The 24,331-nt window shown below is 70.4% G+C and carries 23 protein-coding genes; 9 read left to right on the plus strand and 14 right to left on the minus strand.

Annotation, left to right across the window (positions count from 1 at the left end; all coding sequences use genetic code 11):
- Positions 1–2: 2 nt before the first annotated feature.
- The 6 genes from ACOZ35_RS07805 to ACOZ35_RS07830 all read right to left on the minus strand — a co-directional run bounded on the left by ACOZ35_RS07805 (position 3) and on the right by ACOZ35_RS07830 (position 5,669).
- Positions 3–557, minus strand: coding sequence for a dihydrofolate reductase (locus ACOZ35_RS07805; RefSeq protein ID WP_424015816.1), 555 nt, complete (start codon positions 555–557; stop codon positions 3–5).
- On the minus strand, positions 557–1,585 hold the full coding sequence (gene thyA, locus ACOZ35_RS07810) for a thymidylate synthase (RefSeq protein ID WP_424015817.1): 1,029 nt from the start codon (positions 1,583–1,585) through the stop codon (positions 557–559). The genes ACOZ35_RS07805 and thyA overlap by 1 nt, the downstream gene beginning before the upstream one ends.
- Positions 1,586–1,681: 96 nt before the next feature.
- Positions 1,682–2,278 (minus strand): metal-dependent hydrolase, encoded by a 597-nt coding sequence (locus ACOZ35_RS07815; protein ID WP_424015818.1) that lies wholly within the window; start codon positions 2,276–2,278, stop codon positions 1,682–1,684.
- A 110-nt stretch (positions 2,279–2,388) separates the two neighbouring features.
- Positions 2,389–3,174, minus strand: coding sequence for an ABC transporter permease subunit (locus ACOZ35_RS07820; protein WP_424015819.1), 786 nt, complete (start codon positions 3,172–3,174; stop codon positions 2,389–2,391).
- Positions 3,167–4,081 carry an ABC transporter ATP-binding protein gene (locus tag ACOZ35_RS07825; RefSeq protein WP_424015820.1) on the minus strand — a complete coding sequence of 305 codons (915 nt, stop codon included), beginning with the start codon at positions 4,079–4,081 and terminating at the stop codon, positions 3,167–3,169. The genes ACOZ35_RS07820 and ACOZ35_RS07825 overlap by 8 nt, the downstream gene beginning before the upstream one ends.
- Positions 4,071–5,669: an NEW3 domain-containing protein gene (locus ACOZ35_RS07830; protein ID WP_424015821.1), complete on the minus strand. Its 1,599-nt coding sequence runs from the start codon at positions 5,667–5,669 to the stop codon at positions 4,071–4,073. The genes ACOZ35_RS07825 and ACOZ35_RS07830 overlap by 11 nt, the downstream gene beginning before the upstream one ends.
- A gap of 182 nt (positions 5,670–5,851) precedes the next feature.
- Here ACOZ35_RS07830 and ACOZ35_RS07835 point away from each other — a divergent pair, with 182 nt between their 5' ends.
- Both ACOZ35_RS07835 and ACOZ35_RS07840 read left to right on the plus strand, forming a co-directional pair.
- The gene (locus tag ACOZ35_RS07835; protein WP_424015822.1) at positions 5,852–6,934 is read left to right on the plus strand and encodes a pyridoxal-phosphate-dependent aminotransferase family protein; all 1,083 of its coding nucleotides are present in this window, start codon (positions 5,852–5,854) and stop codon (positions 6,932–6,934) included.
- A gap of 67 nt (positions 6,935–7,001) precedes the next feature.
- Entirely contained in the window at positions 7,002–7,376 is a 375-nt protein-coding gene (locus ACOZ35_RS07840) for a hypothetical protein (RefSeq protein ID WP_424015823.1), read from the plus strand.
- A 26-nt stretch (positions 7,377–7,402) separates the two neighbouring features.
- Here ACOZ35_RS07840 and ACOZ35_RS07845 read toward each other — a convergent pair whose 3' ends face one another.
- A complete protein-coding gene (locus ACOZ35_RS07845) occupies positions 7,403–7,612 on the minus strand; it encodes a hypothetical protein (RefSeq protein ID WP_424015824.1) in 210 nt (69 codons plus the stop codon).
- Positions 7,613–7,888: 276 nt separating this feature from the next.
- On the opposite strand from ACOZ35_RS07845, the gene ACOZ35_RS07850 reads away from it, so the two are divergent.
- Positions 7,889–8,767: a type II CAAX prenyl endopeptidase Rce1 family protein gene (locus ACOZ35_RS07850; RefSeq protein WP_424015825.1), complete on the plus strand. Its 879-nt coding sequence runs from the start codon at positions 7,889–7,891 to the stop codon at positions 8,765–8,767.
- Between the two features lie 115 nt (positions 8,768–8,882).
- Complete coding sequence (locus ACOZ35_RS07855) at positions 8,883–9,869, plus strand: aldo/keto reductase (protein ID WP_424015826.1); 987 nt, start codon at positions 8,883–8,885, stop codon at positions 9,867–9,869.
- Between the two features lie 62 nt (positions 9,870–9,931).
- Here ACOZ35_RS07855 and ACOZ35_RS07860 read toward each other — a convergent pair whose 3' ends face one another.
- Positions 9,932–13,087 carry an FAD-binding and (Fe-S)-binding domain-containing protein gene (locus ACOZ35_RS07860; RefSeq protein ID WP_424015827.1) on the minus strand — a complete coding sequence of 1,052 codons (3,156 nt, stop codon included), beginning with the start codon at positions 13,085–13,087 and terminating at the stop codon, positions 9,932–9,934.
- Between the two features lie 120 nt (positions 13,088–13,207).
- Here ACOZ35_RS07860 and ACOZ35_RS07865 point away from each other — a divergent pair, with 120 nt between their 5' ends.
- Positions 13,208–14,836: a lipopolysaccharide biosynthesis protein gene (locus ACOZ35_RS07865; RefSeq protein WP_424015828.1), complete on the plus strand. Its 1,629-nt coding sequence runs from the start codon at positions 13,208–13,210 to the stop codon at positions 14,834–14,836.
- A gap of 54 nt (positions 14,837–14,890) precedes the next feature.
- Positions 14,891–15,877 carry a succinylglutamate desuccinylase gene (locus tag ACOZ35_RS07870; protein ID WP_424015829.1) on the plus strand — a complete coding sequence of 329 codons (987 nt, stop codon included), beginning with the start codon at positions 14,891–14,893 and terminating at the stop codon, positions 15,875–15,877.
- Between the two features lie 20 nt (positions 15,878–15,897).
- Here ACOZ35_RS07870 and ACOZ35_RS07875 read toward each other — a convergent pair whose 3' ends face one another.
- The 3 genes from ACOZ35_RS07875 to pan2 all read right to left on the minus strand — a co-directional run bounded on the left by ACOZ35_RS07875 (position 15,898) and on the right by pan2 (position 18,625).
- A complete protein-coding gene (locus tag ACOZ35_RS07875; RefSeq protein WP_008441998.1) occupies positions 15,898–16,275 on the minus strand; it encodes a DUF5811 family protein in 378 nt (125 codons plus the stop codon).
- Between the two features lie 73 nt (positions 16,276–16,348).
- Complete coding sequence (locus ACOZ35_RS07880; protein WP_424015830.1) at positions 16,349–16,894, minus strand: pyruvoyl-dependent arginine decarboxylase; 546 nt, start codon at positions 16,892–16,894, stop codon at positions 16,349–16,351.
- Between the two features lie 507 nt (positions 16,895–17,401).
- Entirely contained in the window at positions 17,402–18,625 is a 1,224-nt protein-coding gene (pan2, locus tag ACOZ35_RS07885) for a proteasome-activating nucleotidase Pan2 (protein ID WP_424015831.1), read from the minus strand.
- Between the two features lie 298 nt (positions 18,626–18,923).
- Between pan2 and ACOZ35_RS07890 the strand changes: the two genes are divergently transcribed.
- Positions 18,924–19,481, plus strand: a complete 558-nt coding sequence (locus tag ACOZ35_RS07890; protein ID WP_424015832.1) for a response regulator — start codon at positions 18,924–18,926, stop codon at positions 19,479–19,481.
- Positions 19,482–19,501: 20 nt separating this feature from the next.
- On the opposite strand, the gene ACOZ35_RS07895 is transcribed toward ACOZ35_RS07890, so the two are convergent.
- Positions 19,502–19,786, minus strand: a complete 285-nt coding sequence (locus ACOZ35_RS07895) for an amphi-Trp domain-containing protein (protein WP_424015833.1) — start codon at positions 19,784–19,786, stop codon at positions 19,502–19,504.
- Between the two features lie 96 nt (positions 19,787–19,882).
- Here ACOZ35_RS07895 and ACOZ35_RS07900 point away from each other — a divergent pair, with 96 nt between their 5' ends.
- Complete coding sequence (locus ACOZ35_RS07900; RefSeq protein WP_424015834.1) at positions 19,883–20,278, plus strand: hypothetical protein; 396 nt, start codon at positions 19,883–19,885, stop codon at positions 20,276–20,278.
- Positions 20,279–20,291: 13 nt separating this feature from the next.
- Here the strand turns inward: ACOZ35_RS07900 and ACOZ35_RS07905 are convergent, their stop codons facing one another.
- Entirely contained in the window at positions 20,292–21,371 is a 1,080-nt protein-coding gene (locus tag ACOZ35_RS07905) for an aminopeptidase (RefSeq protein ID WP_424015835.1), read from the minus strand.
- A 165-nt stretch (positions 21,372–21,536) separates the two neighbouring features.
- On the opposite strand from ACOZ35_RS07905, the gene ACOZ35_RS07910 reads away from it, so the two are divergent.
- Positions 21,537–22,523, plus strand: a complete 987-nt coding sequence (locus ACOZ35_RS07910; protein WP_424015836.1) for a M48 family metallopeptidase — start codon at positions 21,537–21,539, stop codon at positions 22,521–22,523.
- 432 nt (positions 22,524–22,955) lie between these two features.
- On the opposite strand, the gene ACOZ35_RS07915 is transcribed toward ACOZ35_RS07910, so the two are convergent.
- Positions 22,956–24,263 (minus strand): acetamidase/formamidase family protein, encoded by a 1,308-nt coding sequence (locus tag ACOZ35_RS07915; protein WP_424015837.1) that lies wholly within the window; start codon positions 24,261–24,263, stop codon positions 22,956–22,958.
- Positions 24,264–24,331: the final 68 nt, after the last annotated feature.

Below are 24,331 nucleotides of genomic sequence, written 5' to 3' on the forward strand. Positions count from 1 at the left end.
GCTTACGCCCCGTCGCGCCGCTCGTAGGTGACGAACGCGAGGTCGCCGTCTGTTTCGCGCTCCCGCTCGTCCCACGCCTCGGGGTCCCACTCCGGGAAGCGCGTGTCGCCCTCCGGGCGCTCCGGGATCTCGGTGAGAACCATCCGGTCCGCACGCGCCAGGTACGCCTCGTACACCGTCGCGCCCCCGATGACGTAGACGGCGTCGACGCCGCGGTCGGCGGCGTCCGCGGTCGCGCGGGAGCGCGCCGACTCGACGTCGTGCGCGACGACCGCGCCGCCCGGGAGGTCGGCGTCGTCGATCGCGCGTGTCGTCAACACGACGTTCGTCCGGTCGGGGAGCGGGCCGCCGAGCCGGTCGGCGATGCGCTCGTACGTCTTCCGGCCGACGATCACCGGATGGCCGGTCGTCAGCCGCTTGAAATGTGCCAGGTCCGCGGGGTAGTGCCACGGCATCCCGCCGCCGTCACCGATCACGCCGTTCTCCGCGACGGCGGCGACGAGGACGAGGTCGGGGTCAGCGTCGCGCTCCGCCGCAGGATCGTCGGCGTCCGCCATCACTCCGCGACCGCGAACGAGATGCCGTCCGCGGAGTCGTAGTCGACGACCTCGACGTCGTCGTGCGTCAGCTCGTCGAGCGGCTTGTCGGCGATCTCGATTCGCGGGCGGTCGCGGGGCGTCCGCGAGAGCTGTTCGAGGAGGCCGGGCACGTGGTCGTACCCCTCCTGGCCGTTCGGCTCGTCGGGGGCGGTCCGCTCGACCCAGCTCTTCACGTCGAGGTAGTCGCTCTTGCGCTCGACGCTCGCGAGCCGCTCTTGGACGTAGCGGAGGTTGTTCGCGTACCACTTCCCGCGGTCGCCGCGGCCGCAGTAAACGTGTGCGTCGACGACGGTGTGGCCGAACTCGCCGACCTCGAAGCCGGTCCGCTGGGCGAGCGCGTTCGCGAGCAGCGCGTACGCCGCGATGTTGAACGGGACGCCGAGCGCGATGTCGCCCGAGCGCTGCGTGAGGTGGAGGTTGAGCCGGCCGTCCTGAACGTTCACCACGAAGGTGTAGTGGCAGGGCGGCAGCGTCGAGACGGCGGCGTTCGCCGGGTGCCACGCGTTCACGACCATCCGGCGGGAGTGGGGATTCTCCTCTAGGGTGTCGAGGACGTACTGGATCTGGTCGAACGTGCGCCGCGTCGTCCCGTCGGCGTCCTCCTCGACGGTGACCCAGCGGTCGGCGTCGTCGGGCCACGTCTCGCCGGGGAGTTCGGCTGCCCTCTCAGGAACCGGATAGCGACGCCAGAATCGACCGTACGCGGTGTCGAGCTTCCCTTCCTCGTCGGCCCACGCGTCCCAGATCTTCGTCTCCTCGCGGAGGTTCCGGATGTGCTCCTCGCCGGAGAGGTACCACAGCACCTCGTGGATGAGCGAGTTCCACCGGTAGCCGTCCATCTTCTTCGTGGTCAGGAGCGGGAATCCCTCAGCGAGGTCGACGGTGTACTGCCCGCTGAACGTCGCGATGGTGTCGACGCCGGTTCGGTTCGGCTTGTACGTGCCCGTCGAGAGCGCGTCGTCGACGAGGTCGAGGTACTGTTGCATGGTGGGTTCTGCGCGCCGGGACCGGCGGTCACCGGCGCGGACTGTTATCGGATGAAACGAGTGGGGGCACCTAATAACGTTGATCGGCCGCCGCGATCACCGGTATCGGTCCGGGAGGTACGGGTCGAACGCCGCCGGGAGCAGGGGGATCACGGCCGCCGCTATCTCCGCGAGGCGGCGCCGGAGGACGGTGTACACGACCGCGATGGCCAGCGTCCCGATCACGATCTGTCGGAGGGGGCCCTCGACTAAGAGGAGCAGCGGGATCGACAGCCCGACCGAGAGCGCGAGGTCCTCGACGGCGCCGTCGTACCGGACGCCGCGTTTGGGGGAGATCCACGTCTCGCGGTGGTGGTCGTACACCGCGCGGTCGGAGTTCCCCTCCCAGGGGCGGAGCTCCAGGCCGCCGCCGTACATGTCGGCGACGCTGTGGAGCGCCGCGCCGAGGAGGAAGAAGGCGACGCCGACGGTGAGCGTCGACGGCGCGGCCACGGCCGCGAGGAGCGCTGGGACGGCGAGGACGGAGTAGTAGACGGGGTAGTGGAGCGTCCGCCGGTGGCCGGTGTACATGTCGAGGTCGGGGACGAGCCCGCCGAGGAAGCCGGCGGCGAACCCGATCGGCGCCAGTTCCGGCGCCGCCCGCACCAGCGGGGCCGCGAGCAGCATCCCCGCCAGCACGTGGGTCGGAAGCATCATCGTACCGGAACGCAGGCGACAGAAATATATGAGCGTGTCGGCCGGACCGGCGGCGATCGGTCGGGCGATCCGCCCGGCGGGGCCCAAACCCCCCGAAACACTCCGGATCAGATGTCTCGACGCTCGAACAGCGCCTGCGAGAGGATGAGCAGGCCGACGAACGCGAGGAGCAGGATGGCCGAGTCGATCGGCTCGAACGACCCGTCGATCAGGATCGGCGTCGGCTCGTAGTACTGCGTCGGGCTCAGGTACTGTATCCAGTCGTAGCCCTCGGCGCCGCCGACGACGGACTCGACGAGGTAGAGGACGAACACGGTGCCGACGGCGCCCCGCTCGGCGACCGCCGCCCGGTCGACGGCGACCGAGAACACGAGGCCGATCCCCGCGCAGACGAGGAGGAACGGGACCGATAGCAGGTGCGTGAGGAACAGGTGATCGAGGGGGACCGTCTCCCCGACGGCGACGACGAACAGGTAGATGATCGGGCCGCCGAGGGCGTTGACGGCGATCATGGGAACGAGCAGCGCGGCGAACTTCTCGACGAGCAGCCGGGAGCGCGTGACGGGGAACGACAGGAGGAGATCCATCCGTTCCGTCTCGACGTCTCGCGCGACGACGCCGCCGCCGACGTACGCGAAGTACAGCCCCAGCCCGAGCAGCCAGACGAAGTTGAACACCTGTGCGCCGAGGAACCCCTCGACCGTCGACAGGCTCTCGATGCCGAACGCCTCCAGCATCGCCGGCGGCAGGTCCTCGAAGACGTCCTCGTAGTCGACCCCCTCCAGAACGGTGAAGTACCAGACGATAAACCCGGCGTACGCCCCGACGCCGGCCGTGAGGATCGCGGCGCCGCGGAGGCGCCGCCTCCCCTCGTACCGAGCCGTCTCAAGCATTCGTCGCCTCCGCCCCGTCGCTCCCGTAGTAGTGCGCGAACACGTCCTCGATCGGGGGTTCGCCGATCTCAACGTCGCGGACGTCGTGGGCCGCGAGCGCGCGGAGGAGCGCGTTGACGTCGCCGGCGTAGATGAACTGGACGCCCTCGGCGAATCGCTCCGGGTCGACGACGCCGTCGAGGTCGGCTATCGTCGCGACCGCCGCGTCGCTCGCGTGAACGCGCACGTGTTTCCCGCTTCGGTGAAGGAGCGCTTCGACGTCCTCGAGCTCGACGAGCGACCCGGCGCGGAGGATGCCGACGCGGTCGCAGACGCGTCGGACCTCGCTCAACACGTGCGAGGAGAAGAACACGGTCGTGCCCCGCTCGCGCTCGTCGCGGACGAACTCGTTGAACGCCTCCTGTTTGAGCGGGTCGAGCCCGCCGGTCGGCTCGTCCATGATCACGAGGTCGGGGTCGTGCATGAACGCCTGTACCAGTCCGAGCATCCGCTTGTTCCCGGTCGAGTACTCGCGTACCGGTCTCTCGACCGGCGGGGTGAAAAGTTCCAGCAGCTCCTCGCGGCGACGCTCGCCCTTCATCGCGCCGTGGTAGTCAAGCACCGCCTCGCCGGTCGCCTCCCCGTCGAACCCGAGGTGCGCCGGGAGGTACCCGATCCGGCGCTTGACCTCGGTCAGCGCGTCCTCGTCGCGGATGTCGGCGCCGAGCACCCTCGCTGTCCCCGAAGTGGGCTTCAACAGCCCGAGCAGCAATCGTATCGTCGTCGACTTCCCCGCGCCGTTGGGGCCGAGGAACCCGAACACCTCGCCCTCGTCGACGGCGAACGACACGTCGTCGTTCGCGACCACGCTTCCGAAGTCCTTCGTGAGCCCCTCGACGACGAGGGGGCGGTCGGTCTCACCGGACATAGAACCACCACGCCCCGGCGGCGACGAGGAGCAGGAGGACGACCAACACGGCGGACTCGATGGGGACCTCGCCGCCGGGCGACTCGACGACCGAGGCGGCGACGGTCGCGGTGTCGCCGGTGACGCGGACTCCGTCGGGGTCGGTGTAGCTGATCTCGACGCTGGCCGGGTATCGACTCGCCGGCGCCTCGCCGTCGACCGCGAGGTCGAACGCGACACGCCCCGTCTCACCGGGCGCCAGCGACGGGACCACGGTGGTTCGGAACTCGCTCTCCAGCGGCTGGTCGACGGCGAGACGCAACTCGACGTCGCGGAGCTCGACGTCGCGGCGGTTCGTCACGTCGAGCCGCAACACGCCGTCCTCGCCCGCCGCGAACTCCGAGTCGACCGGGGACACCGTCACCGCGTCCCGGCGCTCGGCGACGGGAACGCGAACCGCCTCGCGGGTCGTGCGGACGGTGTCGGCGGCGCTCCGGTAGCTCGTCGAGAGGACCAGCTGCTGGGGGACCGAGTCGGCGCCCGCCGGGACCTCACCGCGGAACCGGAAGGCGGCGCTCTCGCCGGCGGCGAGGTCGCCGACGGCGTACCGCGGACTGCGGGGAGCGAACGCCCCGTCGCCGACCGCGACGACGACCCCGTTGACGTCGCTCGGCCCGTCGTTGGTGATCGTCCCGCTGACGCTCCCGTTCTCGCCGACGCGGAGCGTGGAGTCGTCGACCGCGACCGAGAAGGACTGCTCCGCGCGCGGTCGGAGCCCGACCGGGATCCCCTCGTGAGCGCCGCGGATGCCGTCCGGGTCCGTGTACCGAACGCTGCCGGTGAGGCCGAACGACTCTGCGGCGGCGTCCGCGTCGACGCTCGCCGGGAACCTGACCGTCGCGTTCTCGCCGGGGTCGAGCCGGTCGACCCGCGCGGTGTTCCGCTGCGTCTCGCCGAGCGCGAGATCGGGGCCGTTCGCGGCGAGCTCAACCGAGAGGTCGCGCGCGGGCTCCCCGCCGACGTTGGTCACGTTCGCCACGAGCGTCCCGGAGTCGCCGACCTGGACGTCCGTGCCGACCGTCCGCATGGCGAACCGGGGCGCGTCGTCCACGGTCACCGATATCGACTCGGTCCGCGTCCGCGATCGGTCCTGGACGACCCCGCTCCGCGGCGCCGAGAGGAACGTGTGCGAGTACTCGAGCCGCACGTCGAGCGAGTACCGTCCCGGCTCCGCGTCGGCCGGAACCCTGACCGAGACGGGGACCTCCCGGACCGCGCCCTCGCCGATCGATCCGACGGCGAACCGACCCGTCTCGACGACGAGGGGCGAGCCGTCGTTTCGAACGTCGACCACGACGCTCCGGGCGGTCGTGACGGTGGCTCGCCGGGCGTCCGACCCCGCCCGTACGTCGCCGTCGTTCGCGATCTGCACCGTGAGGTCCGTCGTCGTTCCCGGGGACACCGTCGGGTCCGGGACGTACACGTCCAGCTCGGGCTCACCGCGGACGAACGGCGGCTCCTCTTGAGCGACGGCGAGGCCGGCAAGCGTTCCGACGAGGAGAGCGACGACAGCGACGGCGGCGAGGGCTCGGAGGCGTTTCCGGGACATTCACGCCCCCGATCCGGCGGCCGTAGTACGTCTACCGGCCGACCGTACCAACCACGCGCGAGAGTGATGGTCGAGTATCATGTGTGGAACTCCGCTCGCCGATCATATGTATGTACGTGTGGCGATCGGTTCGGTGACGGCCGGTACCGGGCGCTTATCTCGATGGAACCGCGTGTCGACGTATGCTCATGACGCCGGGGCCGACCGCGGTCCCCGAACCGGTGCGCGACGCGATGTCCCGCGAGCTGATCAACCCCGACGTGGACCCGCGATTTCGGGAGATCTACGACCGGCTCACGGAGCGGCTGGCGACCGTGTACGGCGTCGACCCCGACGCTACCGGGGCGGACGCCCGCGACATCGTCGCCCTCGGCGGCGAGGGTATCTTAGGTCTGGAGGCCGCAGTCGCCTCGCTCGTCGAGCCCGGCACCGAGGTCCTGTGCCTGTCGAACGGGCTCTACGGCGAGGGCTTCGCCGACTTCGTCGAGTCGTACGGCGGCGACGCGACGCTCGTCGCGGCCGAGCACGACGAGCCGCTCCCGCTCGACGCGCTCGACGATGCGCTGGCGGCAGATGAGAGTGATTTCGACCTCGCGACGATGGTCCACTGCGAGACGCCCACGGGGACGCTCAACGACGTCGGGAGCGCACTCGACCGCATCGAGGCGGCGGACCCGGAGATCCTCACCGTCGTCGACGCCGTCTCCTCGCTCGGCGGAGTCGAGGTCCCGACCGACCGGATCGACGTGTGCCTCGGCGCCTCCCAGAAGTGTTTCAGCGCGCCGCCGGGCCTGGCGACCGCCGCGGTGAGCGACCGCGCGTGGGCCGCGATGGAGGAGCGCGACCCGCACGAACTGTACGCGAACTTCCTGCCGTTCCGCGACGTGAACGACGGGTTCCCGTACACGCACCTGACGACCGAGGTCGTCGCGCTCGATGCGGCGCTCGGCCTCCTGCTCGACGAGGGGCTCGACGCGGTCCGCGAGCGACACGCGGCGGCCGCGGCGCGGTGCCGCGAGCGCGGCGCGGAGCTGGGGCTGGAGACGGTCCCGGGCCCCGAGCGGAGTTCGCCGACTGTAACCGCCTTCAAAGTTCCCGGGCGGGCCGAGGCGCTCCAGGAGCGGCTGCGGGAGGAGCACGACGTGATCCTCGCGACGGGGTTAGGCGAGGACGCCGAAGACATCCTCCGCGTCGGCCACATGGGCCACAACGCGCGCGTCGACCGCGTCGACGAGACGATGGACGCGCTCGCGGCCGTGCTGTGAGTGCGGATTGAGAACGGGCCACAACCCGGCGGAATCTTCAACCGGTACGCGGTGCGACGCTTCGCCTATGGCTTCGCCGCGCGAAGTGATGCGGGAACGCGGCTGGACGGTCGAACACGTCCCTCACGAGGAGATAGCGAGGTACAACGCCTGTTACCGCGTCGAGTACGACGGGGAGCTGATCTACCCGCCCGCGGCCGACGATCTGGGCATCCCGAGGAACAAGGTCTGGGTCTCGGAGAAGTGGTCGAAGTACGACCGGTTCATCCTGTTCCACGAGCTCAGGGAGATCGAACACCGAGCCGACGGCCACGACGTGACCACGGCGCACGAACTCGCCGAGCGCGACGAGCGCTCCCTCTGGCGGGACAACCCTCGCTGGCGGGTGATGAACGCCGAGTGGGACGAGGGGCGAGCCCACCTCCCGTTCCCGCACGAGTGAGCGCCGGACGGGAGCCGACCCGCGTGTTAGTCGCCCCGGCCCCACAGCAGGAGCGCGACGCCGGTGACCGACAGCGACAGTCCGCAGACGATGGCCCCGAGGTAGCCGACGGCGATCGATCCGATGTCTTGGATGTGCGAGTGGTACTGATCGGTCACGTGCGTGAGAAGCAGGAGGGTGCTGGCGACGCTGAGCGCCAGTCCGGCGACGCTCACGGAGAGCCCGAGTCGTTTCATGCCGTGACGACGTTCGCTTCGGCCGTCAATTAAAAATGTATAGTCGAAACCGAGCGCCGCCCGGAAGCGACCCCGGAGCTCGTTTCGACCCCGGGCACGTGTGAAGAATCCGAAATTTTAATTGTGGTATTCGGAATCAGGGCCCGGTAGGTCCCCGAAATGTCACGAATACTCCGAAACGGGAACGATCGGCTGCGGTTACCCCTCCGGCTGGTGTGGAACGACGGCGAACGACGGCCTCGCGCTCCCCTCCGTCTCGCCGCCGGAGTCGTCGTGGTGCTCGTCTTCGCCAACACCGGGCGGACGCTCCAACCGTCGCCGTTCGCGGGAGACGGGCCCCTCGCGGCGGTCGCGAACAACCTGGTCGGGGGGATCCCCCAGTCGGGAGGGATCGCGCTCGGCGTGGTGCTCGTCGCGCTGGTCGTCGATCAGCGGGTGCTCACCGACCTCGGACTGCGACTCGGACGCGGCGTCTGGCGCCGGTTCGCGGGAGGGCTCGCGCTCGGCGCCGCGATCAGCGCTTTCGGCGTCGCTGCCGGCGTGGCCGCAGGGTTCTACGAGTTCGCGGGGTTCCAGCTGACCGGCGGACCGGGCGTGTGGGCGCTCCTCGTGGCCGGGACCGCGCTGTCGCAATTGCTCATCGTCGTCGCGGAGGAGCTGTTCGTCCGGGGATACATCATCACGAACGCCATCGAGGGCCTGGACGGGATACAGTCGATCCCGCGGAGCGTGGCGGTCGGCGTCGCGGTCGCGGTCTCGTCCGCGTTCTTCTATCTCACGCACTCCACGCGAGGCGACGTGTTCGCCGTCATGGCCGGCGGGCTCGCTGTGCTCCTCGGGATCGCGTACGTGCTCAGCGGCGATCTCGCCGTCCCAATCGGGATTCACTTCGGCGTGAACTTTACGGGGATGATCGGCGGATCGGCGCCCCAGCAGGCGTCGATCGTTCGGCTCTCGTCGACGGAGACGGTCGCCGAGTCGCTTGTTCTCCCGCCGGAGGCGGTCGTCGTTCGGCTCCTCGGGGCCGCCGTCGGCATCGGACTGCTGTTCGGCTGGTACCGTCGAGCGAGAGGCGACGGACGCGTCGCCCCGTCGATCGTCCGCCCGTCGCTCCGCGGAGACCGCGGCACCGAGACGCCGACTGAGAGCTCATAGAACGGCGACTCGGTCACCGGTTCCCGAGGGAGTCGGCACAAACCCTCCGAATCCGTCGCCCTTCGGTTCCGCCTCCGGAACGCCCTTGCGTTCGCCCGGACAACGTTCGGCCGACATGAACCACCGCGAACTCGGCGAGGTCGGCGGGGTCAGCGAGGTCGGCTACGGCGCCTGGCAGATCGGCGGCGACTGGGGCGAGGTCACGGAGGACGAGGCCGTCGCGGCGGTCGAGGCCGCCCGCGACGCCGGGATCGACTTCTTCGACACCGCCGACGTGTACGGCGACGGCCGCTCCGAGCGGATCGTCGGCGAGGTCCTCGCAGACGATATCGCCGCGGGCGACGTGACCGTCGCGACGAAGGCCGGCCGACGGCTCGACCCGCACGAGCCCGACGGCTACACCGAGGCGAATCTCCGGCGGTTCGTCAACCGCTCGCGGGAGAACCTGGGGATGGAGACGCTGGATCTGGTCCAGCTCCACTGCCCGCCGACGGACGTCTACTACCGGCCGGAGACGTTCGACGCGCTGGCGACGCTCGCGGACGAGGGCCGGATTGCGAACTACGGCGTCAGCGTCGAGCGCGTCGAGGAGGGGCTGAAGGCGATCGAGTACCCCGGCGTCGAGACGGTCCAGATCATCTTCAACCCGTTCCGCCAGCGGCCCGCCGAGCTGTTCTTAGAGGAGGCCGCCGCGCGCGACGTGGGCGTGATCTGCCGGGTCCCGCTCGCGTCCGGGCTGCTGACGGGCGCGCTCTCGCGCGACGCGGAGTTCCCCGAGGACGACCACCGCAACTACAACCGCGAGGGCGACGCGTTCGACGTGGGCGAGACGTTCGCGGGCGTGCCCTTCGAGGCGGGCCTCGACGCGGTCGACGCCCTCGAGGAGCGCCTGCCGGACGACCGGCCGCTCCCCGAGTTCGCGCTGCGCTGGATCCTCGACCACGACGCCGTCACGACCGTGATTCCCGGGTCGACGACCCCCGAACACGTGCGGGCGAACGCGGCCGCGAGCGAGGCGCCGCCCCTCTCCGACGCCGAGCGCGAGGCCGCAAGCGAGGTGTACGACGCTCACGTCCGCGAGCACGTCCACCAGCGCTGGTAGAGGGCGGACGCGCCCGGCCGGCGGACGACGAGACGAGAGCGAGGCGCGCGCCCCCGCCTCACTCACTCGTCGAGCGCGGCCGCCAGCTTCTCTATCGGGTGCGGGGGCGCCTCGGCACCCTCGCGGTCGCCGAGCTGCGACCGGCAGGAGGCGCCGGGCGCCGTCACCGTGTCGCCGTCGCTGTCGGCGACCTGCCCGAAGAGGATCCGCCCGATCGCCTGCGAGAGGTCGTAGTGCTCGCTCTCGTAGCCGAACGAGCCCGCCATCCCGCAACAAGAGGAGTCGAGCGGGTCGACGCCGTAGCCGGCGCGCCGCAGCACGCCGACCGCGTGGTGGTCCTTGTTCGTCGCCTTCTGGTTGCAGTGGCCGTGGTAGGTGAGCGTCTCCGCCGGCGCGTCGAACGACAGTCGCTCGTCAACCCGGCGCGCGTCGAGGTACTCGCAGACGCCCGCCGCGGCCGACGAGACCGCCTCGACGTCTTCGCCGTCGAGTAAGTCCAGGTACTCGTCTTGGAACATCACCGCGTCGGAGGGCTCGACGAAGAGGACGGACTGCCCCTCGCGCACGCGAGGCGCGAGCGCCGCGACGTTCTCGGCCGCGCGCTCCCGGGCCGCGTCGAGGAAGCCCGTCGAGAACGCGGCGCGGCCGGAGGGTGCGAGGTCGTCGGGGACCTCGACGCGGACGTCCGCGGCCTCCAGCACTCGCACCGCCGCCTTCCCGGCCGCCGGGTAGCTGTAGTTGGTGTAGGTGTCTGGGAACAGCGCGACGGTGTCGACCGCGTCGCCTTCGTCGACCGCGGGGCCGCCGCGGGCCGCGAACCACTCCTCGAAGCTTGTCGACCGGAACGTCGGCAGGGCGCGCTCGGGGGCGATCCCCGCGACGGCGTCCATCGCCTTGCGGGCTCCGGGAACCTTCGCCGCCGCGTTCGACACCGGCGCGAGTTTGCTTCCGAGCGCCGAGAGCCGGTCGATGTCGCGGAAGAGGCGCTCGCGCAGTCCCGCCCCATCCCGCTCGTGGTGGTCGTGTTTCACCTCGGCCTTCAGCTTCGCGAGGTCGACGCCGGTCGGACAGTCGCTCTGACACCCCTTACAGCCGACACAGAGGTCGAGCACCTCCGCCTGGAACCGGTCGGAGTGGATCTCCTCGTCGTCGAGCTCGCCGCTTATCGCCGCCCGGAGCATGTTCGCTCGCCCGCGGGTCGTCTGGATCTCTTCGCCCGAGGCCCGGTAGGTCGGACACATCGTCCCGGAGTCGGTCTCGCGACAGGTGCCGCAGCCGTTACACAGCTCGACGAGCTCGGAGAAGCCGCCCTCGTCGGAGAAGTCCAACGTCGTCTGCGGCTCGACCGACTGATACGTCGGCCCGTACCGGAGGTTCTCGCGCATGTCGGTGTCGGCGGCGGTCTCGGGGTAGCCGCGCTCCGCGGCGGTCTCGCCGTCGACGTAGACGACCTTCCCGGGGTTCATCCGCCACTTGGGGTCGAACGTCGACTTCAACTCCTGAAACGCGGTCCAGAGGTCCTCGCCGTACATCTTCGGGTTGAACTCGGTGCGCGCGAGCCCGTCGCCGTGCTCGCCGGAGAAGGCGCCGTGGTGTTCCAAGACGAGGTCGGTGACGTCGTCGGCGATGTCGTGCATCGTCTCGACGCCCTCGGACTCCTTCAGCGAAAGGATCGGTCGGATGTGGAGGGTGCCGACCCCGGCGTGCGCGAAGTACGCGGCCGAGGTGCCGTGGTCGTCGAGCACCTCCTCGAAGGCGGCGACGTAGTCGGCGAGCTCCGCGGGCGGCACCGACGCGTCCTCAATGAACGGGTACGGCTTCGCGTCGCCGTCCATGCTCATCAGGAGGGGGATCGCCGCCTTTCGGAGGTTCCAGAGGTCGGTCTGGGTCGCCGCGTCGTACGCCTCGATGACATCGAAGGCGTCGCGGTCGCCGTCGCCGAGGAAGCGGTCGTTGGCGTCGGCGACCGCCGCCTCGAAGTCGTCGACCAGCTCCGAGTCCCACTCCAGCATGAGCGCGGCCGCCGCCCGGTCCGGGATCGGCTCCGCGTACTCGGCGTACTCCGGCGACCCCGCCGCCAGCTCGACGACCGCGTCGTCCATCAGCTCGACCGCGCTCACGGGGAACTCCAGCGCCTCGGGGACCGCGCGCATGGCCGCGTCGAGCGAGTCGAAGGCGTACAGCGCCAGCGCGATCTCCTCGGGGCGGGTGACGAGCGAGAGCGTGGCCTCCACGACGACGCCGAGCGTCCCCTCGGCGCCGACGAACAGCTTCGAGAGGTTGATGACGCGCTCGCCGTCGTCGTTCTCGGAGATCACCTTGTGGAGGTTGTAGCCCGAGACCGACCGCTTGAGCGTCGGGTATCGGTCCTCGATCTCGTCGGCGTTCTCCTCGACGAGCGCGCGGACCGTCTCGTATAACGCGGCCTCGCGCTCGCCGCCCTCCTCGCCCGCGACGATCGCCTCGTACTCGGGGGAGTCGAGGACGACGTCGCGGGTGTGGATCAGCGTGCCGTCGGCCAGCACCACGCGCAGCTCCTCGGTGTAGGCGTCGGTGATCCCGTACCGCACGGAGTGGGCGCCGGTAGAGTTGTTGCCGATGCCGCCGCCCACGGTCGCGCGCGCCGAGGAGGCGGGGTCGGGCGCGAACTTCAGGCCGTCTTCCGCGAGCCGGTCGTCGAGTTCGTCTTGGACGACGCCGGGCTGGACCGTGGCCCGGCGCGCGTCGGGGTCGACCGACAGGATCGAGTCCATGTGTCGCGAGCAGTCGAGCACGACGCAGCCGGGACCGACAGTCTGTCCCGCGAGCGACGACCCCGCGCCGCGCGGGAGCACGGGGACGCCGTGGTCGGCCGCGACACGCATCGCCGCCCGCACGTCCTCGACCCCGCGGGGGTACACCACGCCCGCCGGTCGGGCCTGATACACGCTCCCGTCGGTCGCGTACAGCACCTGCGCGTACTCGTCGAACTCGACGCCGCCCGCGACCGCGTCGCGCAGGTCGGCCGCGAGCGACCGGTACGCCTCGACGTCCGGCCGGTCGTGGCCCAGCGCGGCGGCCGAGACGCCCGATCGATCCGGGCCGGCGGGCTCGCCCGCGGCGACCCCGCCGTCCGCGGCGATCTCGTCGTCTGACGCTACCCGCCGTGACCGGTCGCGCTCGGCACCCTCACTCGATTCTCCCGGGCCGCCGTCGCCGGCGAGTCCTCCTCCGTCCATGGGGAAGGTGGGCAGGATGAGAGTGATAAATCCATCGTGAACGATAATTATATTCATTTAGGGCGACCGCGAAGCGGGCCGCTTTTTCGGTGGGGCCGCGACCGACCGAGAGAGACGACCGTGGGACACGAACGCGACGTGGAGGCGGGCGATTCGGACGCCGAGGGCCGCGAGGGCGGCGAGCGCCGCGACGACGAACGCGCCCGCGACGAGCGCCGCGACGGCGACAGCGACACGATCCCGGACGACGAGCGCGACGCGCTGGAGACGATCGCGCACGGCGCGGTGCTCACCTCGGGCGGGGTCGCCGGCCAGCGCGCGCTGATCGCGGCGACCGAGTTCGCCTTGACCCGCGGGCTCGGCCCGACCGCCTACGGCGTCTACGCGCTGGCGTGGCGGATCGCTCAGCTGCTCTCCAGACTCGTGACGTTCGGCAGCGTCCCCGCGATCCAGCGGTACCTCCCCGAGTACGCGGCGGACCCGGACCGACAGGGCGCTGTCGCCGGCCTCGCGTACGCGACGACGGTCGGGTTCGGGGCCGCGATCGCGGTCGCCGTCTGGTTCGCGGCGCCGGCGATAAACGCCCGCACCGTCACGGAGCCGGCGTTCTCGGGAACGATGCGAGCGTTCGGTGGACTCGTCGGCCTCCTCGGCGTCGTGATGGTCGCGTCCGCGCTCTTCCGCGCGGTCGGGTCGGCCCGCGGCGAGATCCTCTTCAACAAGCTGTTGCGCCCGGGCGTCAGGCTCGTCGGCGCGCTCGGCGCGCTCGCGCTCGGCTACTCCGTCGTCGGCGTCGCCGGAGCGATCGTCGCCGCGACCGGGGTCCTCGCCGCGGCCGCGGTCCCACTCTCCGCGTCTGTCACGGGGGTTCGGCCGACGCTCCGGGGTGCCCGCGCGGAGGCGCGCCGCTTCTACGACCACGCGGCCCCTGTCGCGATGAGCAGTCTCGGAAAGGTGTTCCAGAACCGCGTCGACGTGCTGCTCGTCGGCGCGCTGCTGACGGCGACCGCGGCCGGCGTGTACAACGTCGTCCTCGTCGTGATCGCGGTCGCGTGGATCCCGCTCCTCTCTTTCAACCAACTCCTCCCGCCGGTCGCCTCGGAGCTGTACGCGAACGACCGGACGGCGACGCTCAACGCGGTGTACGGCTCCGTCACGCGACAGATCGTCACCGCTGTCGTCCCGATCCTCGCCGTGCTGGCGGTGTACGGGCGCGAGATTCTAGCGCTGTTCGGCGCGGCGTACGTCGACGGCTACCTCCCGCTCGTCGTCTACCTCGGCGGCGTCTTCGTCGGGAGCGCCGTCGGCGCGACCGGCTGGCTCCTGATGATGACCGACCACCAGTACGCGCGGATGGCGCTCGACTGGCTGCTCGCGGTCCTCAACGTCGGCCTCACGTACGCGTTCGTCGTCCGGTACGGGCTCGTGGGCGCCGCGCTCGGCACGTCGCTCGCCATCGCGGTCCAGAACGGGATTCAGGTCGTCCTCCTCCGTCACTTCGAGGGGCTGTGGCCGTTCGACCGGACGTTCCTCACCCCGCTCGCGGCGGGCGGCGGCGCCGTCGCCGCGATGTACGCGGTCCGCTCGCTCCTGACCGGCCTCCCGGCGGTCCTCGCGGGAAGCGCGGTCGGGCTCGCGGCGTACGCGGCCTCGCTCCGACTCGTCGGCGTGGACCCCCGCGACCGCTTCGTCGCGCGGCGGCTGGCGCGGCGGTACCGGGCCGCGCTCGCCGAGCGGTTCGGTCGCTGACCCGCCGTCCGCGGATCGCGACGATTTATGGGCGGACGGCGACGTACTGACGGTATGCAAACGATCGACCGCGAGTCGGCGGGGTCGGCTCGCGTCGCGATCGTCGGCGGGATCCACGGCGACGAGCCCGCCGGCGTGCGGATCGTAGAGCGCCTCGCGACGGAACTCTCCCCGCTCGACCCGTCCAACGGAGGCGGGAGCGACGGCGACGTGGGGTCCGAGGGACTCGTCCGGCTCATCCTCGCCAACGAACCGGCGATCGAAGCCGAGACGCGCTACACGGACACGGACCTGAACCGGGCGTTCCCGGGCGACGCCGACAGCGACGAGTACGAGCGGGCGCTCGCGCCGCGGCTCGCCGCCGAGCTGGAGGGGTTCGACGCGGTCCTCGCGCTCCACACCTCGCACAGCGCGCCGCCGCCGTTCGCCATCTTCAGCGACCTCACGGAGTCGGTCCGGCGCACCGTCACCGGGCTCCCGGTCGACCACGTCGTCGACGCGAGCGGGCTGCGCTCGACGACGCTCGACTCCACGATCCCCAACACGGTCTCCATCGAGGTGGGTCGCCAGGGCAGCGAGGAGGCGGTCGAGTTCGGCTACGAGGCCTGCCTCGCCTTCCTCCGGGTCCACGGCGCGATCGCGGACGAGCCGCCGACGTTCTCGGAGACGACCGTGGTGAAAGGCAGCGAGGAGGTGCCGAAGGGGGGCGGGGAGCCGCGCGTCAACTACCGGAACTTCGAGGCGATCCCGGAGGGGGCGGTGTTCGCAGAGGATGACGTGTACACCCACCGCGTCGAGGAGTCGGGGCTGGTCCCGATCCTCGCAAGCGAGCGGGGGTACGACGACATCTTCGGGATGTACGGGCGCGTCACCGGCGTGCTGAAGCCGCCGGACGAGGGCGACCTGCGGGTGTACCCGCGCGACGAGGGTGACGAACTGGAGGAACGGGACGAACGAGACGAAGGAGACCAGCGTCGCGACTCGGTAGCGGATGGGAGCGACGGCGAGAACGGGGCGGACGGCTCGGAGCGCTCGAACTGATTACGTCTCGGCGCGGAGCGTCACTTCGCGGTCGGCGTAATGTCGCCGACGGCGTCCATCACCTGGACCGCGGCGCTGGCGGCGAGGCCGCGGGCGACCTCGTCGGTGTCGGATTCCGCGATGCCGGCGTCCAGATCCTCCGGGTCGGGGGTGAAGCCGGCCGAGACGGGGTGGCCGGCCGGGGGGTTCACCGCAACGGTCGCCTGCGGGCCCTCGGCGCCGACTGAGAGCTCGGAGCCGACGGCGTAGCTGTCGGGGAGATACGACTCAGTTCGCGATACGATCCCGGCGACCGCGCGCCGGAGCTGTTTTTCTTGGTCCGGAGAGAGGTCGACGGCGGCGGGCGAGCCCGCGTCCGTCACACCCGGTGCCCCGGCGTACGGGTTGTTGCCGTTCATTCGAAGACACGATACGTACGCGGAGCCGAGTCAAAAAGGCGTCGGCGCCGGCGACCGGAGCCGCTCGAAATTCTCAGAGGATCGGCTCGGACTCCCCGTACGCGGCGATCACGACCGCGGTCGCGTACCGGTCCGGCTCCGCGGCGACCGTCTCGACGCGCGTCTCGCGGTCCGGGAGCGCCCAGTCTCGGAGGTCGGCGCCACTGTCGAGCCCCGCTTCGATCCGCTCGCGGACATCCTCGGAATCCTCCCCGGTCACCTCGTAGAAGAGGCCCGGGCCCGGGCCGGTCGCCCAGCCCAGCCCCGCGACCGCGTCAGGGTGGCGTCGCGGCGCGCGCTTCGACTCGGCACCCTCGGCGCCCGAGCGCCCGCCCTCACGGAAGTCGACCTCGTCACCGGGGCCGATCGTCCGGCGCGCCTCGACGACCGTGAGTCGGTTGCCGGCGGGGCCGAGGTCAGGGACCTCGGAGACCGCTTCGACGGTCGCCTCCGCGGGGACGACCGAGGAGACCGCCACGAGGTTGTAGTTGTGGAGGTTCGCGTCCGCGAGCGCGGCGTCGTAGGAGGCCATCGCCGTGTCGGCGACCCCGACGCCGCCGGCGACGTGGATGGTGTTCATTGACGGCGAATCGGCGGCGGGCGCGGTAAGGGGTTACGAACCCGAGTGCCGGCGCGGACAATAATAAACCGGATTTAAAAGCGGTGGCGCGTGCCTGCGAGCGGCCGCCCCCGGCGGCCGCGAGGAGCACGCGCGAGGGAGTCAGTCGCCGAAGCGAAGCGGAGGCGACTGACGAGGCTGGGGAGGCGTGAGGTGCTGTGCGGAGCGGTGCGGGGCGGGACTCAAAGGGGCAGCCGCGAGGGCGGCGCAGGCGACGTAAGCACTGGAAGGAGCGAACGGAGTGAGCGACTGAAGCGCGCAGCGAGCGTGCGCCGCCCTCGCGGCTGGGGCTTTGGAGGTGGTCGGCGTCGATCCGGTAGCAGTCACTTATAAACGAGCGGCTGGGGCTTTGGAGGTGTTTGCCGCCAATCTGCCAGTACCGATTTATAAACGAACCGCTGGAATTTCAGCCCAAGTAACGCACCCTACAGCACCCCGCAAAAACCGAACCTCAATCGCGTCGTCGCCTCAGTACTGGTAGTTGATGACCTGCTCGTCCTCTTTGTCCGCGTCCTGAAGCTTGTCGCGAGCCTGCTCGAAGTCCGCCTGCGAGACCTCGGTGCGGCCGTCGCGGATGGCGAACATCCCGGCCTCGGTGGCCAGCGAGGCGATGTCCGCGCCGCTGTACCCGTCGAGGTCGCGGGCGACGGAACCGAGGTCGACGCCGTCGGCGACGTTCATGTCCTGGGTGTGGATCTCGAGGATGCGCTCGCGGCCCTCGGGGCCGGGCTCGGGCACCTCGATGAGGCGGTCGAACCGCCCCGGCCGCAAAATCGCCTCGTCGAGCATGTCGAAGCGGTTGGTCGCGGCCATGATCCGGACCTCGCCGCGGTCGTCGAAGCCGTCCATCTCCGAGAGCAGCTGCATCATCGTCCGCTGGACCTCGGCGTCCCCGGAGGTCTTCGAGTCCGTGCGCTTCGAGGCGACCGCGTCGATCTCGTCGATGAAGATGACGGCGGGCTCGCGCTCGGCGGCGAGCTCGAACAGGTCGCGGACGAGCCGCGCGCCCTCGCCGATGAACTTCCGGACGAGCTCCGAGCCGGCCATCTTGATGAACGTCGCGTCCGACTCGTTGGCGACCGCCTTCGCGAGCATCGTCTTCCCGGTGCCCGGCGGGCCGTGGAGCAGGACGCCGCTCGGCGGCTCGACGCCGACTTTCTCGAACTGCTCGGGGTTTTCGAGGGGGTCCTCAACGGCCTCGCGGACCTCACGGATCTGGTCGTCGATGCCGCCGATGTCGGCGTACTCGACGTCCGGCGACTCGGTGACCTCCATCGCCTGCGCCCGGGAGTCGGTCTCGTCGTCGAGCACCTGCTGGACCGCGAAGGAGTCGTTGATCGCGACGCGGTCGCCGGGGCGGAGGTCCTCGTCAAGCCGCGAGGCGGCCTGCGTGAGCACCTCTTGGTTGTTGCCGTGCTGTTTGATGACGACGCCGTCGTCGGTGATCTCCTCGACGGACGCGATGTACAGCGAGGAGGTCTTCAGCACCTCGTTTTCGCGTTTTAGCTGCTCGACGTCGTCTTTTAGCTCGCCGCGGCGCCCCTCGGCGTCCGCGAGCCGCGTTTCCAGTTCCTCGTTCACCTGAACGATCCGCCGGTAGTGCTGGCGGATCGCCTCCAGCCGCTCCGCGTCGCTCATCTCGGGGTCGAGCTCCAACCGCGGGCGGTCGGGCAGTGAGGGGCTGTGAGACATTCGTTGTTCCCGGATAAGATGCGGGCGTAAATGTGCCTTTGGGTCACGGAGAGACCGTTGGATCGGCGTCGACGAGCGCCCGACTGTCGGGGCCGCGAAACCCGAGCAAGCGCGCGATTGCTGAGACCGCCAAACCCGAGCGACCGCACGACTGCCCGTTCGATATCAGTCTCGATAACCGGATGTGAACGTTTTAACGCGGAGCGAACAAAGTCGTTGATATGGACGCACGAACGGCGGGCGGACGCGCCGGTCCGGCGCTCGCGAACCGCGAGACCCGGACGGGGAGGCTCCGCCGATGAGTGGAACCTCGGACGCGACCGTCCTCGCGGTCGACGACGAGCCGGACCTCGCGGAGCTGTACCGGGTGTACCTCGACCCGGTGTACGACGTGCGGATCGCGACCGGCGGCGAGGCGGCGATCGACGCGATGGACGACGCGGTCGACGTCGTCCTCTTGGACCGCCGGATGCCCGACATGTCGGGCCACGAGGTGCTAAACGCGATCCGCGGCGACGGGTACGACGCCCGCGTGGCGATGCTCACCGCGGTCGAGCCCGACGTCGACATCGTCGAGATGCCGTTCGACGACTACAAGACGAAGCCGGTGACCAAGGAGGACCTGCTCACGCTCGTCGAGGTGCTCCTCCACCGCGCCGCGTTCGACGAGCGGAGCCAGGAGTTCTTCGCGCTCGCCTCGAAGAAGGCGGCGCTGGAGGCCGCGGGCACGACCGGCACCGAGGAGTACGAGGAGCTCGTCGAGCGGATGGAGTCCGTCCGGGTTGAGGTCGACGACACGCTCGATCACCTCTCCGCGCGGGACGCGTTCGTCGAGGTTCCCGGCGAAGTGCCGTAGACGGAAACCCCCCGAACCGACTACTCGATCTCTAACTCTCCGTCGGCGCCCTCCCCGCCGCCGTCCTCGTCCCACTCCAACTCGAACTCGACGCTCAGCTCGCCCGGCCCCTCGGCGGGCCCCTCGCGCTCCGCCTTCACCTCGAAGGTCGGTCGCGCGGGTGGGTCGAGCGTCGTCGACTCGTCGCCGCGTTTGAGCGTGAGCGCGTTCCCGGCGTCCAACGAGTCCGCGACCGTCCGCAGGTACGCGGCAATCTCCTCGCGGCTCCGGCGGCTCTCCGATTTGAACAGGACTTCTTCGGGCATACTTGGTCGTACGCCGCCTCGAAACTTAAAGACCGACGCAGCGCTGCGCCGCCGTTCCCCCGATCGTTTTGTGGCACCCGACCGAACTCTCAGTCCGTGTCAATCCCCGACCCGCTCCGTACGGTCGTCGCCGTCGCCGTTTACTGGACGGCGATCGCGCTCGGCGGGAGCGTCCTCCTCCCGGACCCGACGAGCCCGCTCGTCGCGGTCCCGGTCCTCGGCGGCGGCGCCGTCGTCGCGCACGCCGCGCGCACCGACCGGCTCGTCGAACTCGGCTACGCGGTGGGGACGATGTGGCTCGCGGTGCTGGCACTGTCGATCGGCACCGGCATCGTCGACGTCGTCGCCCCGCCGGCGGGAGAGATCGCGCCGCTCGCGGACTACCCCGGAATCGCCGCGATCGGCACGGTCGGGCTGCTGGCCGTCCTCGTCGTCGCCTACGCCGCGTTCGTCCGTCGGAGCGCCGCACGCGAGGCGACCGGTTCAGAATAAAACCGCAACCGCCCTAGAACCCGTCCTCGAAGACGAACGTCCCGTTCCGCTGGACGACCTCGCCGTCGACCTCGATGACGGAGTCCTCGCTCATGTCGACGATCATGTCGACGTGTTCGGCGGACTCGTTGACCTCGTTGTCTCCCCCCACCGTCTCCGGGTACGCGGAGCCGACCGCCATGTGGACGGTGTCGCCCATCTTCTCGTCGAACAGCATGTTGTAGGTGAACCGGTCGATCTGGCGGTTCATCCCGATACCGAGCTCGCCGAGGTGCCGCGAGCCCTCGTCGGTGTCGAGGATGCCGGAGAGGAGGTCCTCGTTGCGCTCGGCCGAGTGGGAGACGACCTCGCCGTCCTCGAACCGGAGCCGGACGCCGTCGATCTCGCGGCCGTAGCGGTACAGCGGGAGGTCGAAGTGGACCTCGCCGTCGACGCCGTCGCGCGTCGGCGCGGTGAACACCTCGCCGCCCGGGAGGTTCGCCTCGCCGTAGTCGTTGAGCGTGGAGTTGCCCGACACGTCGAGCGTGAGGTCGGTCTCCTCGCCCGACTTGATGCGGACCTCGTCCGCCTCGTCCAGAATCTCGACCATGTTCGACTGGAAATCGCGCTGTTCGTCCCAGTCCAGCGAGACAGCGTCCCACACGAAGTTCTCGTACGCCTCGGTGCTCATCCCGGCGAGCTGGGCGTGGCTCGCGGTCGGGTACTGCGTGAGACACCACGTCTTCGAGAGCCGCGTGCGCTTGACCTCCTCCATCGCGCGGTTGTAGGCCGCGTTGGTCTCGGGGTCGACGTCGGCATCCTCGGTGGCGTTTGCGCCGCCGCGCGCGATGAGGAAGACGTCGGCCTCCTCGTAGAGCGCGCGCCGGTGGCTCGGCTCGGAGAACTCCTCGGCCGAGCGCTTGAACGCGCGCTGGGCGCGCTTCGAGTAGTTGAGGTAGACGGGGTTCGCCCCGCGGTCGCCGCAGACCTCATGGAGGGCGACGGCGAGGTCCTCGGCCTCCTTGGGCATCTGGATGACCACGTCGTCGCCCGACTCGATGCCGGTGGCGTGGTCGGCGATGATCTCCGCGTGTTCGCGGACGCGTGCGTCCATGAGCGTCGATTTCGCGGCCGGGGAATTACCGCTTTTCCTTCCGGCGTGGCGAGTGGGGGAAGACAGCGACGGCGACCGCCGCGACCGCCCTGGCCGCAACGTATCCGACCCACCGCGAACGCCCCGGCCGCAACGCGTTTGCCCAGCGGTCGCGTACTTTCGAACATGTCTCGGCTCGCGTTCCGCGCGGCCGCGGCGGTCGTCGGCGTCGCCCTGCTCGCCGCCTACCTGACCGCGGCGCTGTTCGTCGCTGACCTGCTGCGCGCGGCTTGGGCCGCCCGTCCCGACCTCCCGGTTCTCCTCGCACTGCTGGCCGCGGGCGCGCTCGGGTCGGCGTACCTCAGCTACCGGCTCGGCACCGCGCAGATCCTCGCGAACATCGAACGCGACCGCGTCCCCCGCGAGCGGGCGCCGGACCTCCACCGCCGGATCGACTCGCTCGCGGCGCGGATGGACGTCGCGCGCCCCGACCTGTACGTCACCGACGCCCGCGCGCCCAACGCGTTCGCGGTCGGAGGCGGGAGCGACGGCGGCGCCTTAGTGATCGACCGGTCGCTGTTCCGGCTGCTCTCGCCGCGCGAGATCGAGGCTATTCTCGCGCACGAGCTGGCGCACCTGGAGACGAACGACGGGTTCGCGATCGCGATGGCCGACGGGATCGGGCGCTCGCTGGTCGGGTTCGCCACGGTGCTCGCGCTGCCGGCGCTGCTCGCGCTGTCGGGCCTCGCCGCCGCCTCGGCGTGGATCCGCGGGCGACCGGGCGACCGGTCCGGCCCGTTTGCGCGGCTCCACCGGACGCTCGCGGGCGGGCTGTTTGCCGGGTTCGTCCTCGCCACGCTCGTCTCCCGGTCGCGGTCGCGCAAGCGGGAGTTCGCGGCCGACGACCGCGCGGCCGAGGTGACCGGCGACCCGATGGCACTCGCGCGGGCGCTCCGCCGGATCGAGCGCGCGGCCGAGCCGACGTGGCCGTTCGCGCCGTTCTCGACCCACAAGCGGACCGACGAGCCGGCCGAGCGCTGGCTGTCGACGCACCCCTCGACGGACGAGCGCGTCGAGCGCCTCCGGGAGATGGCCGAGTCGCAGGGTCCGACGCGGCGGATTCCGGCGGGACCGTCGCGGTCGAGCGGCGGACGTGGATCGTCGTGGCGTTGAAAGGCGTGCGATATGCCATTCGGTCGGTACTGCGGTGGCGCGTGCCTGCGAGGCCGCTTCGCGGCCGAGCAGCACGCGCGAGGGACGCCGCGAGCGACGGGCGACCGAAGGGAGCCCGGAGCGAACGGCGAGGCTGGGGAGGTGTGAGGCGCGGTTGCGGTGCGGGGCGGGACTCAAAGGGGCAGCCGCGAGGGCGACGCACGCTCGCTGCGCGCTTCGGTCGTTCGCTTCGCTCACTCCCTCCAGTGCTTGCGTCGCCTGCGTCGCCCTCGCGGCTGGGGCTTTGGAGGAGTTCGTCGCGGAATCGCCGGCAGCGATTTATAAGTAAGCGGCTGGGGCTTTGGAGATGTCCGTCGTCGATCCGCCATCAACAATTTATAAACGAGCAGCCAGGGATCTGGCTGTCTCCGACGTCGATCTGCCAGCAACGATTTATAAGTCGTACTGTTCGCGGGTCACGTCGTCGAGCCCGGATTCTTCCAGCACGTCCGACGGGACCAGCATGTCGAGCTGGACGACGCCGGGGAGCCGCCCGATCTGGACGCCGCCGGTGAACGTACACCGGCCGCGGACCTCGCCCTCGCTCATATCGAGCAGGGTGCCGGCGCGGTCGAAGGCGTTCTGGGTGGCGTCGTTGACGGTCGCGCCGGAGCCGATCACCTGGATCGGGGCGGCGTCGGTGTCGACGTCGACGCCGTGCTCTTCCCCAAGACCCTCACCCGCCTCCGCCTCCTCGTCGCTGTACGGCGCACTGATGAAGGGGAGGTCCTCCTCGTTCGGGAGGAGGACGGGGCCGTCGAGGTCGACGTCCTCGATGACCTCGACGTCCATCGTGACGGTCCCGCTCACGTCGGTGGTGTGTAAGGATAGCTCGCCGTCGCCTTGGTTCGCGTGGAGGTCGCCGACGTAGACGCCGCCGCCGTCGACGACGACCGGACAGATCAGCGTCGCGCCCGCCCGGACCTCGGGCACGTCCATGTGCCCGTCGGTGCGCAGTTCCAGGTCCTCCTCCGTCTCGACGCCGTAATCGTGGTCGGCGCCGATGAGGTTCTGCCCGAAGTCGCCCGCGTTGTGCGAGTCGGGCATGGTGACCGGCGGCGTCGTCCCGATGTTGCCGATAAACGGGCGGAGCCGGCCGAGCGTGCCGGGCATCCCGTCGGGCTCGTACAGCAGGATCGGGTGCTGCCGGGAGTTCTCGGGGATGTCCATCACCTCCTCGGCGTCGAGCGCGAGCTCGTGGGCGCCCTCCTTGTCGAGCGTGATCCCGACCGCGTTCTCGTGGTCGAACGCGACGGTGTAGCCGTACTCGAAGCCGAACGAGGAGGCGTTGGCGCCGCACTCCGCACAGCGGATCGCGTCCTCGCCGGTGCCCTCGACGACGGAGTCGGGCCACGTCGTCCCGCACTCCGGACAGCGGTGGTCGACGAAGGGGTCGTCGCCGAACGCCCCCTCGCGCTCCGCCATCGACCCCGTGCTGGTCGCCATGCTCGTCACCTCCACGTCGCGGATGTGGATGGCGACGGCGTCGCCGACCTCCGCGCCCTCGACGCGGATCGGTCGCGTCACTTCGTGGCCGCCCCGGAACGAGGGCGTTACCATCGGACCCCAACAGCCCGGCGGCGTGTACGTCTTCACCGTCCCGCCGTCCGCGACCGTCCCCGCCCACTCCTGGTCGGGCCCGACGAGTCCGAGCGTGTACTGGTCGACGTACAGCTCCTCTTGAACGCCTTGCTGTGACATACCGTGTCAAAGTAATGTGCTGACCGAAATAACCCTACTGCTCGCGGAATCGATCGGGCGGGCCGGCG

The organism is Halorubrum xinjiangense (assembly GCF_049604745.1).
Lineage (GTDB): Archaea > Halobacteriota > Halobacteria > Halobacteriales > Haloferacaceae > Halorubrum > Halorubrum xinjiangense_A.

Bases quoted from the DNA above. Each gene is read 5' to 3' on its own strand.
- ACOZ35_RS07905 (WP_424015835.1), bottom strand. From the start codon at position 21,371: ATGGACGCACGCGTCCGCGAACACGCGGAGATCATCGCCGACCACGCC.
- pan2 (WP_424015831.1), bottom strand. From the start codon at position 18,625: ATGTCTCACAGCCCCTCACTGCCCGACCGCCCGCGGTTGGAGCTCGAC.
- ACOZ35_RS07895 (WP_424015833.1), bottom strand. From the start codon at position 19,786: ATGCCCGAAGAAGTCCTGTTCAAATCGGAGAGCCGCCGGAGCCGCGAG.
- ACOZ35_RS07890 (WP_424015832.1), top strand. From the start codon at position 18,924: ATGAGTGGAACCTCGGACGCGACCGTCCTCGCGGTCGACGACGAGCCG.
- ACOZ35_RS07880 (WP_424015830.1), bottom strand. From the start codon at position 16,894: ATGAACACCATCCACGTCGCCGGCGGCGTCGGGGTCGCCGACACGGCG.
- ACOZ35_RS07870 (WP_424015829.1), top strand. From the start codon at position 14,891: ATGCAAACGATCGACCGCGAGTCGGCGGGGTCGGCTCGCGTCGCGATC.
- ACOZ35_RS07910 (WP_424015836.1), top strand. From the start codon at position 21,537: ATGTCTCGGCTCGCGTTCCGCGCGGCCGCGGCGGTCGTCGGCGTCGCC.
- ACOZ35_RS07860 (WP_424015827.1), bottom strand. From the start codon at position 13,087: ATGGACGGAGGAGGACTCGCCGGCGACGGCGGCCCGGGAGAATCGAGT.
- ACOZ35_RS07825 (WP_424015820.1), bottom strand. From the start codon at position 4,081: ATGTCCGGTGAGACCGACCGCCCCCTCGTCGTCGAGGGGCTCACGAAG.
- ACOZ35_RS07815 (WP_424015818.1), bottom strand. From the start codon at position 2,278: ATGCTTCCGACCCACGTGCTGGCGGGGATGCTGCTCGCGGCCCCGCTG.
- ACOZ35_RS07805 (WP_424015816.1), bottom strand. From the start codon at position 557: ATGGCGGACGCCGACGATCCTGCGGCGGAGCGCGACGCTGACCCCGAC.
- ACOZ35_RS07915 (WP_424015837.1), bottom strand. From the start codon at position 24,263: ATGTCACAGCAAGGCGTTCAAGAGGAGCTGTACGTCGACCAGTACACG.
- ACOZ35_RS07875 (WP_008441998.1), bottom strand. From the start codon at position 16,275: ATGAACGGCAACAACCCGTACGCCGGGGCACCGGGTGTGACGGACGCG.
- ACOZ35_RS07835 (WP_424015822.1), top strand. From the start codon at position 5,852: ATGCTCATGACGCCGGGGCCGACCGCGGTCCCCGAACCGGTGCGCGAC.
- ACOZ35_RS07855 (WP_424015826.1), top strand. From the start codon at position 8,883: ATGAACCACCGCGAACTCGGCGAGGTCGGCGGGGTCAGCGAGGTCGGC.
- ACOZ35_RS07820 (WP_424015819.1), bottom strand. From the start codon at position 3,174: ATGCTTGAGACGGCTCGGTACGAGGGGAGGCGGCGCCTCCGCGGCGCC.
- ACOZ35_RS07845 (WP_424015824.1), bottom strand. From the start codon at position 7,612: ATGAAACGACTCGGGCTCTCCGTGAGCGTCGCCGGACTGGCGCTCAGC.
- ACOZ35_RS07830 (WP_424015821.1), bottom strand. From the start codon at position 5,669: ATGTCCCGGAAACGCCTCCGAGCCCTCGCCGCCGTCGCTGTCGTCGCT.
- thyA (WP_424015817.1), bottom strand. From the start codon at position 1,585: ATGCAACAGTACCTCGACCTCGTCGACGACGCGCTCTCGACGGGCACG.
- ACOZ35_RS07840 (WP_424015823.1), top strand. From the start codon at position 7,002: ATGGCTTCGCCGCGCGAAGTGATGCGGGAACGCGGCTGGACGGTCGAA.